Below are 13,186 nucleotides of genomic sequence, written 5' to 3'. Positions count from 1 at the left end.
GTTTTGAGTAGTTAATGTATCAGAAAACCTTGTCAACTTATTGACGTGTCGCTATTCTACTGTGACCGATTTTGCCAAGTTCCGTGGTTGGTCTACATCTTTGCCTTTGCATACGGCAATATGGTAGGCTAATAGTTGGAGGGGAATAGTGGTAATGAGTGGTTCCAGGCATTCCAGAGTTTCTGGTATTTCGATGCATTCGTCTGCCAGTTTGCTGATTATCGTGTCGTTCGGGTTTATTAAAGCGATGATGTGCCCTTTTCGTGCCTTGATTTCCTGAATGTTGCTTATTATTTTTTCATACATTGCATTTTGTGTGGCAATGACTACTACGGGCATTTCTGTGTCTATCAAAGCGATGGGGCCATGTTTCATTTCGGCAGCCGGATAGCCTTCGGCATGAATATACGAGATTTCTTTTAATTTCAGTGCACCTTCCAATGCTACAGGATAGCTGTATCCGCGTCCTAAGTAGATGAAATTGTGTGCATATGTGAATATGCGCGATAATTCGGCAATGTTTTGGTTTTGTTTTAATACCTCTTTTATTTTTTCTGGTATCTGCTCCAGTTCGTCAATGATACAGCGGTACGTTGTGTCATTAATAAGTTGCTTTTCTTTGCTCAGTGCCAGGGCAAAGAGGGTTAGCACTGTTACCTGGCCGGTAAAGGCTTTGGTGGATGCCACCCCGATTTCGGGACCTACATGGATGTATGAACCAGTATCCGTGTTTCGTGGAATGGACGAACCTACTACGTTGCAGATGCCGTATACGAAAGCTCCTTTTTCTTTTGCCAATTCGATGGCTGCCAGCGTGTCGGCTGTTTCACCTGATTGTGAGAGGGCAATAACTACATCTCCATTGTCAATCACCGGATTGCGATAACGGAACTCCGAGGCGTATTCCACTTCCACAGGGATGCGGCAGAAGGTTTCGATGAGTTGTTTCCCGATAAGTCCGGCATGCCATGAGGTACCGCAAGCTACAATGATGAATCTTCGTGCTCCAAGCAGGCGCTCTTTATGTTCGCTTATGGCAGAGAGCTGTACTTCATGAGTCTCTTTGTTCACTCTTCCACGCATGCAGTCGTTGATGCATTCGGGTTGCTCGAATATTTCTTTCAGCATGAAATGTGGGTATCCGTCTTTTTCCAGCCGGCCGATGTTCAGGTCTATTTTTTTCACTTCGGCCAGTTGTAGTTCGTTTTCAAGATTGACTACCTTAAGTGCTTTCCCAGGTTCGAGTACCGCTATTTCATTATCCTGCAGGTAAACCACTTTGTCTGTATATTCTACGATAGGAGTAGCATCTGATGCCAGAAAAAATTCGTCACTTCCTACACCGATTATTAATGGGCTGCTTTTGCGTGCCGCAAGAATGCGGCCTGGTTGTCGTCGGTCAATAACGGCGATGGCGTATGCTCCGATAACGCGGTGTAAGGCTATCCGGATAGCATCCAGCAGGTCAATATGCGAACTGGTCTGGATGTAGTCTATGAGTTGGACCAGCACTTCGGTATCGGTCGAACTTTTAAAGGTATATCCTTTTTGTTGGAGTTGTTCGCGCAAAAGGGCGTAATTCTCAATGATACCATTGTGTACCAATGCCAGGTTTCCTGATTGAGACACGTGCGGGTGAGCGTTAGCTTGGCATGGTTCTCCGTGTGTAGCCCAGCGTGTATGGGCGATGCCGATGCATCCTGTCACATCTTTTTGCGTGGTGAGTTCTTCCAGATTCAAAACTTTTCCTTTAGCTTTATACACATTTAGCTTGTGGTATTCATTGATCAGCCCTACTCCGGCACTGTCATATCCACGGTATTCCAGTCGTTTTAACCCTTTTATCAGGATGGGGTAAGCTTGTTTTTGTCCGATGTATCCTACGATTCCACACATAATTTTTTTGTTTAGTTGTTGTATTCTTTAGTAAAAAACGAATGAAGAAAGATGACTGACGGTATCTTATCTCTTGATTTTTTTACTGAATTTCTGGTATTGTAATTAGCTAAAAAGAATGTCCGCAATTAGCCGGTCCAGTTGAGTTGTAAACGCAGTACTACTGCGTTTGCCGATGAAGATATATTCGTAGGCGGATGCAGTTATATTCAACCGCGGATGCAGTATATATTCATTTTTCAGAGGTATTGTATTGGCTGAATGCGGACATTCATTATAATTAAATAGAAGAGTGCTTCAGGCAGTTTAACGGATTGTGTTGTAAGAGCGTACTAATTTTTCGTCGTTCTTTATGCCACGGATGGCAAGCCAATTCAGCACAAGCGAAATAAATGGCAAGCAAATTGCCCATGAGGGGGTGAAGCTACCGTATGCCGCCAATACAGAATAAGCATATATTCCTACTACGAGATAGTATGCTACCAAAACCACATTACTGAATATAGCCAAGCGGATTTGCCGCATACGTTTTTTATAGAAGAAAATGGTGACGAATGCAAGTAAGGCAGCTATGAACAGGAGCACAAACATTACTCCCGGTGTGTAATTTGAGGTACCGTCTGCAGCGATAACAGACAGATTGCTTAACACAGCCACACTGGTTTCTGTATAAAAATATCCCACAGGTACCGACATCGCGATTGCCAGCAGTACTGTAGCCACAAATAAATAAACTGTTTGAATACGTTGTATCATAACTAGTCTTTCTTTTCTAGAACAAAAAGACACAGAAGCGTATTCTTATACCTTTTCCCTTATTCTGGAAAGTCTGGTAATAATACGTATCTGTGTCCTGTTTTTAATTCGATTATTGCAATTTTTCTTTTTCCTTGGCCGGATTGCGGTAATATACCTTGCCTTCAATATATTCTTGGGTGGCAATCAATGTTGGTTTCGGCAATTTTTCATAATAACGTGAAATTTCAATCTGCTCCCTGTTCTCGAACACTTCCTCCAAATTATCATTGTAAGAAGCAAATTCTTGAAGTTTTTTAGACAAATCGTTCTTCATTTCTACGCCGATCTGATTTGCGCGCTTACCGATAATAGCTACGGTTTCATAGATATTACCCGTGTCTTCACACAATTCCATCAGGTTACGGGTAATGGTATTGGTCGGAGCGTTTGTTTTTTTGTAATCCATAATTTTACTTTATTATAAACCTTTGATTAATTTTCGTCTTTTATGTATTGGCTGGCATCCTTGAAGATTTTTTCCACTTCCGGCATATACTTGCTTTCGGGAAATTCGTTTTTGAATGCATAATACTCGTCTATTGCTTCGCGCATACGTTCTTCCTTCTTTTCAAGGACACTTTCTTTTGCCATATCATATTTGGCCCGGAGAATCAGAATCGAAAGATCTTCCCGCCGTTTGGTATAGGGATAATCCCGTAAGACATTCTGTGCTGTCACAACGGCTGCAAGATAATTGTTACCCGTACTGCTATACGAGGTGTTTCCTGTGTACGAACCTAGGTCGTAATACAGTTTTGCAGACAAGTATTCTTTTTCCACCAGTTTGTCTTGCAATTCGTAAATCATGTTTTGGGCTATTTCCTTGCGTGAACTTGTCGGAAAGTATTCAATGAACATCTGTAATTCCTGAATGGCTTTATAAGTACTTGTCTGGTCCAACCGCGGTTCAGGTGTATCCAGATACAGCGATTTTCCACAGAAAAAGCGTGCCAATTCAGTATAGGTTCCACGCGGGTAAGTAGTGTAATACACATTAAAATAATGAGAAGCCGAAATATAATCGCCTTGGTTGAAATACGTCATAGCCAACATATATGCTGACTCTTCTGCATTGGCCGTTCCTTTCAAGATAGAAATCAGTTCTTCCAGCAAGGTTGCAGCCCGGCTGTTCTGACCTTTGGCAAAATACCCTTTGGCTGCCTCATATTTATATTCGTAGTCCGTACTTTTAAGTACGGTATTATACTCCCCGCACGAAGACAACACTCCGCCAAGAAGTAATGCCATAACGATGTACTTTTTCATATCAATCTATATAGTTGTGCAAAATTACGGCTTTCTGCCGAATAATGCAACATCTCAATAATTTTTAATACAAAAAATCTCGTCTGTTCCATTCCGATGAAAATTATTGTGTAACTTTACACGCTTTTTAAACATAGCCGTATGAATTTTGAACTCGTATCAGACTACCAGCCTACTGGCGACCAGCCGGAAGCTATCGCGCAATTGACCGAAGGAGTAAAAAATGGCATTCCTGCCCAGACGCTGCTTGGTGTGACTGGGTCGGGTAAGACGTTTACCATTGCCAATGTCATCAAGAACATCAACAAGCCAACGTTGATTCTGAGTCACAACAAGACACTTGCCGCTCAATTGTATGGTGAGTTTAAGAATTTCTTTCCGAACAATGCCGTAGAATATTATGTTTCCTACTACGATTACTATCAGCCGGAAGCTTATATCCCCTCTACTGATACTTACATAGAGAAAGATCTTGCCATAAACGAGGAAATTGACAAGTTGAGGCTTGCTGCTACCTCGGCTTTGCTTTCTGGCAGGAAAGATGTCATTGTGGTATCATCTGTATCCTGTATTTATGGAATGGGTAATCCGGCAGATTCTTACAATAACGTAATAGACATTAAGAAAGGCAAACGGATAGATCGGAATGTCTTTCTCAGAAAATTGGTAGACAGTCTCTATGTCAGAAACGATATTGAACTGAACCGGGGAAACTTCCGGGTAAAAGGAGATACGGTGGATATTTATCTCGCTTATACCGACAGTGCTTTGAGGGTGATGTTTTGGGATGACGAAATAGATGCTATTGAAGAGATAGACCCGGTTTCAGGGCACAGGCAGGCAGAATTTGACGAGTACAGAATTTACCCGGCCAATCTGTTCATGACTACAAAGGAAAGTGTGCTCCGGGCTATTCACGAAATAGAAGACGACCTTACCAAACAAGTGGCTTTTTTTGAAGATCAGGGAAAAACGTTCGAAGCCAAGCGTTTGTACGAACGTGTTACTTATGACATGGAAATGCTTCGCGAACTGGGGCATTGTTCCGGTATTGAGAATTATTCAAGATACTTCGATGGTAGGGAGGCAGGTACCCGTCCTTATTGCTTGCTCGACTTTTTCCCGAAAGATTTTCTGATGGTTATCGATGAGAGTCATGTCAGTGTGCCGCAAATTCGTGCTATGTATGGAGGTGACCGTGCCCGTAAGGAAAACCTGATTAAATATGGGTTTCGTTTGCCGGCAGCTATGGATAACCGCCCGTTGAAGTTTGACGAGTTTCAGGAAATGGTGAAGCAGGTTATTTATGTCAGTGCTACCCCAGACGATTACGAACTGGAGCAAAGTGAAGGAATTGTCGTGGAACAAGTCATCCGTCCTACTGGTTTATTGGATCCGGTTATTGAGGTGCGTCCCAGTATGAACCAAGTGGACGACCTGATGGAAGAAATTCAGCAACGTATTGAAATGCAGGAGCGTGTACTTGTCACCACGCTTACCAAGCGTATGGCAGAAGAACTGACTGAATACTTGCTCAACCATGGTATCCGTTGCACCTACATACATAGCGATGTAGAGACACTGGAGCGTGTGAGGATAATGGACGATTTGCGCCAAGGTACCTACGATGTGTTGATTGGGGTCAATTTGCTTCGTGAAGGGCTTGACCTGCCTGAAGTGTCGCTGGTTGCCATATTGGACGCGGATAAGGAAGGCTTTCTTCGTTCACACCGGTCGTTGACCCAGACAGCCGGCAGGGCAGCTCGGAATGTTAATGGGAAAGTCATTATGTATGCCGACAGGATAACTGACAGTATGCGGCTGACTATCGATGAAACGAATCGCCGCCGCATCAAGCAGCTGGCTTACAACGAAGCACATGGCATCACGCCTCAACAAATCAAGCGGGCATACAACAACGTTTTGCTTGAAAAGACAGATACCGAGACACCGGTTTCGAAACAACCTAAGGCTTACACCGATGCTCCGGAACAGTTCTATGCTGCGGCAGACCCGATTGTACAATACATGTCAAAAGAACAGTTGCAGAAAAGCATCAATCGCACTCGGAAGCTGATGCAGGAAGCGGCTAAGAAACTGGATTTCATTGAAGCCGCACAATATCGTGATGAGCTTATCCGTCTGGAAAATTCATTAAAAGCAAAACCGTGATATTGCCTGGAAAGCGTGTTTCACTTTCTGCATACTTGGGGAAATATGATTTTAGCAGACGTCTCAACAGGTACTTTTTTATGATAGGGTTTTCGAGACCGATGAATCTTTAATCAAAAGAAATGGCTCAAGATAGAAAATGAGATGTCTTGGTTTTATACTTATGATATGAAGTCCTTTATACTTTATAATATATAAGGTAAGAAAGGAAGGATTTCTCTTGCTTCATGTCTTGACTTTAATCCCAAATGCTATTTTGAGCCTTTCTTTATTGTCTTTATCTGTCTTTTTTAATCTGTAAATGAACCGTAGCGTGTAGGCAATAGTTTGCGGTCTCCCAATGTGTTGTCTACGCGTGCCACATTTATCCAGAATTTGTTTTCTCGTACACTTGTTGTCGGATAGACAGCTTTTTCACGTGTGTAAAAATGTTGCCATCGATCTGATACGGCTTCGTATTCGGGATGAGGGGCATTGACTAGCACATTGTCCTCTTTTGATGCTTCGCCATTTTTGATTTCTTCTATTTCGTTCCAGATGGAGAGCATACAGTCTATAAAGTTGTCAAGTTCACTTAAACTTTCACTTTCGGTAGGTTCTATCATTAATGTGCCGTGTACAGGGAATGATAGGGTCGGAGCGTGATAACCGTAATCCATCAGACGTTTGGCAATGTCGTTTTCTGTTATTCCGCTTTCTTCGTGGATATTGCGACATTCCAGAATCATTTCGTGCCCCACATAGCCGTTTGTTCCCCGATATACTGTACCATAGGTGTCGCTCAGGCATGCTGCCAGATAATTGGCATTGAGGATAGCTGTTTTTGTGGCTTGTTCCAGTCCTTTTGCACCCATCATTGAAATGTACCCATAAGTAATGGGTAAGATGCCGGCACTTCCGTATGGGGCAGATGAAACTTCATTAGTGTCATTCCCGAACAGATTGTGACCTGGCAAGAATGGAATCAAGTGTTCGGATACGCAAACTGGACCTACACCTGGACCGCCTCCTCCATGTGGACTGGCAAATGTTTTGTGCAGGTTGAGGTGGCACAGGTCTGCCCCGATGGTACTTGGATTTGTCAGTCCCACTTGCGCATTCATATTTGCGCCGTCCATATATACTTGTGCTCCACAGGCATGGATAATCTGGCAGATTTCCATAATGTCGCTTTCGAAAATGCCATGAGTAGACGGATAGGTAATCATAAGTGCCGCAAGACGATTTTTGTTGGCTTCTGCTTTTTCGCGTAAGTCATTTACGTCTACGTTTCCGTGTTCGTCACAGGCACAAGTCAAGGTTTCGTATCCAGCTTGTACGGCAGATGCCGGGTTGGTTCCGTGAGCTGATGCTGGAATCAGAATCAAATTCCGATGCCCTTGTCCGATACTTTCCAAATAACTGCGGATGATGCGCAGTCCTGTATATTCGCCGGCTGCTCCTGAATTGGGCTGAAAAGTAATGCCGTCAAAACCTGTGATGGCAAGCAATTGTTTGGAAAGGTTTTCTATCAGTTCGTGGTATCCTTGGGCTTGTTCTTCTGGCACTAACGGATGGATGTTCATCCATGCCGAATTGCTAAGTGGTAACATTTCGGCTGCGGCATTCAGTTTCATGGTACACGACCCTAATGAAATCATGGAATGGGTAAGGGAAATGTCTTTGCGTTCCAGTCGCTTGATATAGCGCATCATTTCCGTTTCCGTGTGATAAAGGCTGAATACTTCGTGGGTAAGGAAAGGTGAACGGCGGCACATGTCGGGGCTGATTGAAGAACTGTCTGTGATATCTTTTACTTCATGTACCGTTTCTTCTGCAGCGATGCCGAATATCATAAAGAGTTGGTTGGCATCTGCCAATGTGGTAGCTTCGTCAATGCTGATACCTACATCGCCATTGTCGAAATAGCGCAGGTTTACTTCTTTGCTCAAAGCAATGGTGCGCAATTTTTCTTGCGACACATTTTCTGGAAGGCCAAGGCGGAGTGTATCGAAAAATGTTTCATTCCGTTCGATATATCCCAAGCCGGTAAGCCGGAGGTTCAGCCAGTTGGTTATGCTGTGGATGCGTTGGGCTATTTCTTTAATGCCTTTTGCACCGTGCCATACAGCATAAAAACCCGCCATGGTAGCGAGCAGTGCCTGAGCTGTACAGATATTCGATGTTGCCCGTTCACGTTTGATGTGCTGTTCTCGTGTTTGTAAAGCCATCCGGTAACATACATGTCCATATTTGTCTTTCGAGAGGCCGATGATTCTTCCTGGCATATTGCGCTTGTATTCATCCCGTGTGGCGAAATAAGCAGCTGATGGCCCGCCATAGAACAGAGGTATACCCAGTCGCTGGGTGCTTCCGAATACAATGTCGGCTCCCCATTCTCCGGGAGGAACCAGCAGGGCTAGACTTAAAATATCGGCGTCTACTGCTACTTTGCATCCAGATTCATGTGCACGGGCGGTAAAGTCGCTGTAGTTTTCGATGTTGCCGCTATTGTTTGGATATTGTACAATGCAACCAAATATGTCGGGAGTGAATTCCAGTTTTTTATAGTCACCGGTTTTTATTTCGATGCCTTGCGGTATGGCACGTGTGCGGATAACGGCCTGTACCTGTGGGAATATTTCCCGATCGACAAAGAGTGTGTTGGCGCCAGCCTTTTGTTGTGCGCGGCTACGTAAAGCGAACATCATTGTGGCGGCTTCGGCTGCTGCAGTCGCTTCATCCAATAGTGAGCAGTTAGCGAGCGGCATGGCGGTCAAGTCGCTTATTACAGTCTGGAAATTGATGAGGGCTTCCAGGCGTCCTTGTGAGATTTCGGTTTGATAAGGTGTGTACGAAGTATACCAGACCGGGTTTTCGAATACATTACGTTGGATGACGGCTGGAGTAATTGTATCATACCATCCCGTACCTATATACGATTTGTAGACTTTATTGTGCGAAGCCATCTGCGTGATATGTTCGGAAAATTCTCGTTCGGTCATTGCCGGTGGCAGATCTAGCGGTTTTTTCAGTCGGATTTGTTTTGGGATAGTTTTGTCAATGAGTTCATCCAATGTGCCGACACCTATTTTCTCCAACATCTTGGGAAGGTCGGAGTCCGAAATGCCAATGTGGCGGTTGGCAAAAATGTCTGTCTTCATGGTTTTTAGATTTTTAGGAGCAAGTCGGCAAGATTTCTTATTTTGTTTCCCTCATGTCTTGTCGACTTGTCTGTCTGGTTGTTATTTAAAATAAGGGTTGTTCATTTTCTCTTGTCCGATGCTGGTCGGTTCTCCGTGTCCGGGATATACGATTGTTTCATCAGGCAAGGTGAAGAGACGGGTTGCAATACTGTCCAGCAACTCGTCATAGTTTCCTCCTTCCAGGTCGGCACGTCCTATACTTCCTTGGAACAGAACGTCTCCGCTGAAGATGCATTGGTTTTCAGCATTGTAGAATACCATTCCTCCTGGAGAGTGTCCAGGTACATGGATGGCTTCCAACGTGCTTTCTCCAAACTGTATTTTGTCGCCATCGGCTATGTATCCTCCCAATTCTGCCGGGGCAGCGTTGGGCGGAAATCCGAACATACGGCACATGGCAGGCATCTTTTCCAGCAAGAATTCATCCTCCTTGCATGCTTTAGCTTTCAGTCCCAATTCGCGCAATAGGAATGCATTGCCGAATATGTGGTCTAAATGGAGATGGGTGTTCAGCAAGTGTTTTACATTCAGGTTGTTGTCGTTAATGTATCTTTTCAGTTGCTGTTCTTCTTCTGGATAATAACATCCTGCATCGATGATGGCTGCTTCTCCCGTTTTGTCGGAAATCACGTAGCAATTGACGGGAAACATATTGAATTGAAAACGTTTGATGGTCATAGCTTTCGTAGAGTCACTTTTTATTTGTTTATGCTTACATACACAACCTTTTTCGTATTGAAGTATTCCTCCTTGAAGAAATTTGTCAGTTCCGTTACAATTGCCTGATGCCTTACGGGTAGAATTTCGTGTTGCAGCTCGCCGCCTTTCAGGCAAATCAGGCCGTTGGGCAAGGCATTGCATTGCTCTTTCTTGATATTCTTTCGGACTAATTTCAGCAGGTCGGCCAGTGGCATTACAGCCCGGCTTACAACGAAATTGAACTGTGCTTTTTCTTCTTCAGCTCTGCACTGGCGTGTGGTTACATTTTTCAGCCCGATAGCATTAGCCACTTCCGTAGTTACTTTTATCTTTTTCCCGATGCTGTCTATCAGGTGAAATTTCACTTCGGGGAAGAGAATAGCAAGCGGAATGCCAGGGAACCCACCTCCTGTACCTAAGTCCATCACTTCTGTTCCTGGCCGGAACGAAATAATTTTTGCGATGCCTAGTGAGTGTAACACGTGGTGTTCGTATAAGTTTCCGATGTCTTTTCTGGAAATGACGTTTATTTTGCTGTTCCAGTCGGTATAAAGTTCTCCCAATGCTTCAAATTGTGCTTTTTGGGTATCTGTCAGGGTAGGAAAGTACTTTAGAATGATGTCCATGGTTGTACTGTTACTTTTTCATATAAGGTTGAATATCGTCATAGTTTACCTGTAAACGGAAGTCGCCGGCCGAGTAAGGGGCTATTTCGTAGTGGTTGTAGTAGAATGTCACTCCTTCTTTTTCCAGCAGGAAGTTCGACGGTATGTATAAATATGTATCCAGTAAGATGCCTTGTTCTTGTAGTCCGTCCAATGACGTGATGGTATCGGTATTCAGTCTTCGGTTTGTTTCTTTTATCAGTTCGTTCATGATGAGCTTGCAGATATTGGCGGTATCTTTGGGGTTGAATACATCATTTTTTTTCAATATCGCTCCCGTTTTTGAATCGATGTTCAGGCAGGTGGTTTCAGTGTTGGGATGTGCACCTCCTGTATAACGGAAATTAGTCAGTGTGTAATTCCATACGCCGTTGTATCCTTGCTTCATTTCTGTGTTCAATTGGTATTCGTAGTTGTACCATGCCGGTACGTCGGCTGGTTTCATACCATTGTGCATGTCAGCATCGAACAGTCCTTTTACATCTGTCCTGTATCCGCGTATGTAATTGTCTGCCAGTGTGGAAAGTACTTTGTCGGGAGTCATTGTCATGAAAGCGTTTCCGAAAAGTGTTTTTTGGATGGCTGCGTTGATTCTAGGTGATACCGAATCGTTTTCGGCCGTTGGTTTGAGGTACGAGAAATCCAAGTTGATTTTGCACGATGGAACTTCTTCTCCTTCTTGCAGGTAGATGATGGTGTCTGTGCTCACAGTACATACTTGTGGTGCTGTTTCCGTTTTGTCTTGTTGTAGGCAGCCCGGCAGCATGCAACATCCCGTGACGCTGAATATCAGCGATAAAAATAAGTTCGTTCTATGCTTCATATCATTTGTTTTAGGTTCCTCTGATTTTGATATGACAAAGATAACACAAGTTTGTGAATTTTTTGTATATATTCTCTTAATCTTTTTGCAAAAAGGTTGGAAATATCAGTCGGTTGCTACGTACACGCGTCTTTCGTTATGCAAAGGGTGATGTGGGAAAAATATTTATGAGAACTGTATGTTATCCGGAATGGATTTGGGAATGACGGAATGGATGTCGGGAGAAGGTCTGTTGGAAAAAACTTAGGGGGATTTCTTGCCGGTCTGCTGAACATCTTGTATCTTTAGCGTGTTATTATTTGTAATAATTTATAAAAACATTTGTTTATGGAAACAATACAAAACATCGGTACGTTGGGTGGATGGATGAACGACTTGCTTATTTCGTGGGGATTCTCACCCAAGTATGCCAATATGTTCGACGAAACAGTGGTGGCTGCGCTCATCATATTGTTGGCCGTGGGCCTGAATTATTTCTTCCAAGCTATTGTGGTGGGAGGAATCAAGCGTTACACACGCCGGTTCCCTCGAAAATGGAATACCTTGCTGGTAGAACGCAAGGTGGTGCATCATCTGCTGCACATTGTTCCCGGCATGTTGATTTATATGCTTTTGCCCTTGGCTTTCGTGAAAGGAAAGGGGATGCTGGATTTTTCGCAGCGTGTCTGTGCCGTTTATATCATTGTGTCTATATTGTTCACTCTGAATGCGGTGTTGCTGGTGATGCTCGACATTTACAATTCAAAAGAAATCCGGAAGAACCATCCTATCCGCGGATTGGTGCAGGTATGTCAGGTGGTACTGTTTTTCCTGGGAGGTATACTGAGTGTTGCCACGCTTATCGATAAATCGCCCGTGACGCTTTTTGCCGGTCTGGGGGCTGCTGCCACGGTGCTTATGTTGGTATTTAAGGATAGTATTTTGGGATTTGTGTCGGGCATTCAGCTTTCTGCCAATGATATGTTGCGGATTGGTGACTGGGTGACTTTGCCTAATGGGACAGCCGACGGGATAGTGCAGGAAATTACGCTGAACACGGTGAAGATTCAAAACTGGGACAATACCATTACTACCATACCTCCTTATACAATGGTGAACAGTACGTTCCAAAATTGGCGTGGAATGCAGGAAAGTGGAGGACGCCGGGTGGATAAGCGCATCTGGCTGGACTTGGATACTATCCGCTTTTGTGCTCCGGATGAATTAGAACGTCTTTGCAAAGATATTCCGTTGCTTGTCGGTTATGTGCCGGACAAAGGTCAGGTGCCGACCAATTCGCAGGTGTATCGTGTTTACATCGAGCGTTATCTGATGAGTTTGCCGGTGGTGAACCAGGATTTGGACTTGATTATTTCGCAGAAAGAACCTACCGAGCACGGTCTGCCCATTCGTGTATATTTCTTTTCACGCATCAAGGCGTGGCGGGAGTATGAACGTATCCAGTCGGATATTTTCGATCATCTGCTGGCTATGGCTCCCCGTTTCGGGCTGAAATTGTATCAAGGGATCTAAAACGGGAATAAATACCGCAATCAGTCACCGGATAAGATGTCTCCCAAATGAAGATATATTCAGAAGCTGTTTTGAATTTATCGTGCGATGATTTGGGATGAGTTTTTGAGGCATTTTCGCTTTTGTGATGAGGAAGATAGCGGGCTATCTGACGAAGAACAGGAGCGAAA

General features: G+C 43.9%; 11 protein-coding genes. 2 read left to right on the top strand and 9 right to left on the bottom strand.

From position 1 onward, the window contains the following. Positions 1-51: 51 nt before the first annotated feature. The 4 genes from glmS to bamD form a co-directional block, all read right to left on the bottom strand. Complete coding sequence (glmS, locus tag B5F71_RS08765) at positions 52-1,896, bottom strand: glutamine--fructose-6-phosphate transaminase (isomerizing) (RefSeq protein ID WP_022039336.1); 1,845 nt, start codon at positions 1,894-1,896, stop codon at positions 52-54. Between the two features lie 306 nt (positions 1,897-2,202). Beyond that, a complete protein-coding gene (locus B5F71_RS08760; RefSeq protein ID WP_022039335.1) occupies positions 2,203-2,652 on the bottom strand; it encodes a DUF4293 domain-containing protein in 450 nt (149 codons plus the stop codon). Positions 2,653-2,764: 112 nt separating this feature from the next. Continuing rightward, entirely contained in the window at positions 2,765-3,100 is a 336-nt protein-coding gene (locus B5F71_RS08755) for a DNA-directed RNA polymerase subunit omega (RefSeq protein ID WP_022039334.1), read from the bottom strand. A gap of 26 nt (positions 3,101-3,126) precedes the next feature. Continuing rightward, a complete protein-coding gene (bamD, locus tag B5F71_RS08750) occupies positions 3,127-3,960 on the bottom strand; it encodes an outer membrane protein assembly factor BamD (RefSeq protein WP_087209402.1) in 834 nt (277 codons plus the stop codon). 141 nt (positions 3,961-4,101) lie between these two features. Between bamD and uvrB the strand changes: the two genes are divergently transcribed. Beyond that, positions 4,102-6,132 carry an excinuclease ABC subunit UvrB gene (uvrB, locus tag B5F71_RS08745; RefSeq protein ID WP_087209399.1) on the top strand — a complete coding sequence of 677 codons (2,031 nt, stop codon included), beginning with the start codon at positions 4,102-4,104 and terminating at the stop codon, positions 6,130-6,132. Positions 6,133-6,422: 290 nt separating this feature from the next. On the opposite strand, the gene gcvP is transcribed toward uvrB, so the two are convergent. The 4 genes from gcvP to B5F71_RS08725 all read right to left on the bottom strand — a co-directional run bounded on the left by gcvP (position 6,423) and on the right by B5F71_RS08725 (position 11,504). Then, complete coding sequence (gcvP, locus tag B5F71_RS08740; protein ID WP_087209396.1) at positions 6,423-9,275, bottom strand: aminomethyl-transferring glycine dehydrogenase; 2,853 nt, start codon at positions 9,273-9,275, stop codon at positions 6,423-6,425. Positions 9,276-9,356: 81 nt separating this feature from the next. After that, positions 9,357-9,995 carry an MBL fold metallo-hydrolase gene (locus tag B5F71_RS08735; RefSeq protein ID WP_087209392.1) on the bottom strand — a complete coding sequence of 213 codons (639 nt, stop codon included), beginning with the start codon at positions 9,993-9,995 and terminating at the stop codon, positions 9,357-9,359. 20 nt (positions 9,996-10,015) lie between these two features. Continuing rightward, positions 10,016-10,642 (bottom strand): 16S rRNA (guanine(527)-N(7))-methyltransferase RsmG, encoded by a 627-nt coding sequence (gene rsmG / locus B5F71_RS08730; protein ID WP_022039328.1) that lies wholly within the window; start codon positions 10,640-10,642, stop codon positions 10,016-10,018. Positions 10,643-10,652: 10 nt separating this feature from the next. Then, positions 10,653-11,504 carry an RsiV family protein gene (locus B5F71_RS08725; protein ID WP_022039327.1) on the bottom strand — a complete coding sequence of 284 codons (852 nt, stop codon included), beginning with the start codon at positions 11,502-11,504 and terminating at the stop codon, positions 10,653-10,655. A gap of 345 nt (positions 11,505-11,849) precedes the next feature. Between B5F71_RS08725 and B5F71_RS08720 the strand changes: the two genes are divergently transcribed. Next, positions 11,850-13,016 carry a mechanosensitive ion channel domain-containing protein gene (locus tag B5F71_RS08720; protein WP_191762786.1) on the top strand — a complete coding sequence of 389 codons (1,167 nt, stop codon included), beginning with the start codon at positions 11,850-11,852 and terminating at the stop codon, positions 13,014-13,016. Here the strand turns inward: B5F71_RS08720 and B5F71_RS20760 are convergent. Further along, on the bottom strand, positions 12,973-13,186 hold a 214-nt coding region (locus B5F71_RS20760), incomplete at its 5' end, for a hypothetical protein (RefSeq protein ID WP_204502630.1). The two genes, B5F71_RS08720 and B5F71_RS20760, sit on opposite strands and share 44 nt — an antisense overlap.

Source organism: Bacteroides sp. An269, from assembly GCF_002159755.1.
In the GTDB taxonomy this organism is placed as follows: Bacteria; Bacteroidota; Bacteroidia; order Bacteroidales; family Bacteroidaceae; genus Phocaeicola; species Phocaeicola intestinalis.
This window is presented reverse-complemented; position numbering and strand designations above follow the sequence as displayed.

What these genes read in the sequence shown, in the direction of transcription:
- glmS (WP_022039336.1), bottom strand. Translation starts at nt 1,896, where the DNA reads ATGTGTGGAATCGTAGGATACATCGGACAAAAACAAGCTTACCCCATC.
- B5F71_RS08760 (WP_022039335.1), bottom strand. Translation starts at nt 2,652, where the DNA reads ATGATACAACGTATTCAAACAGTTTATTTATTTGTGGCTACAGTACTG.
- B5F71_RS08755 (WP_022039334.1), bottom strand. Translation starts at nt 3,100, where the DNA reads ATGGATTACAAAAAAACAAACGCTCCGACCAATACCATTACCCGTAAC.
- bamD (WP_087209402.1), bottom strand. Translation starts at nt 3,960, where the DNA reads ATGAAAAAGTACATCGTTATGGCATTACTTCTTGGCGGAGTGTTGTCT.
- uvrB (WP_087209399.1), top strand. Translation starts at nt 4,102, where the DNA reads ATGAATTTTGAACTCGTATCAGACTACCAGCCTACTGGCGACCAGCCG.
- gcvP (WP_087209396.1), bottom strand. Translation starts at nt 9,275, where the DNA reads ATGAAGACAGACATTTTTGCCAACCGCCACATTGGCATTTCGGACTCC.
- B5F71_RS08735 (WP_087209392.1), bottom strand. Translation starts at nt 9,995, where the DNA reads ATGACCATCAAACGTTTTCAATTCAATATGTTTCCCGTCAATTGCTAC.
- rsmG (WP_022039328.1), bottom strand. Translation starts at nt 10,642, where the DNA reads ATGGACATCATTCTAAAGTACTTTCCTACCCTGACAGATACCCAAAAA.
- B5F71_RS08725 (WP_022039327.1), bottom strand. Translation starts at nt 11,504, where the DNA reads ATGAAGCATAGAACGAACTTATTTTTATCGCTGATATTCAGCGTCACG.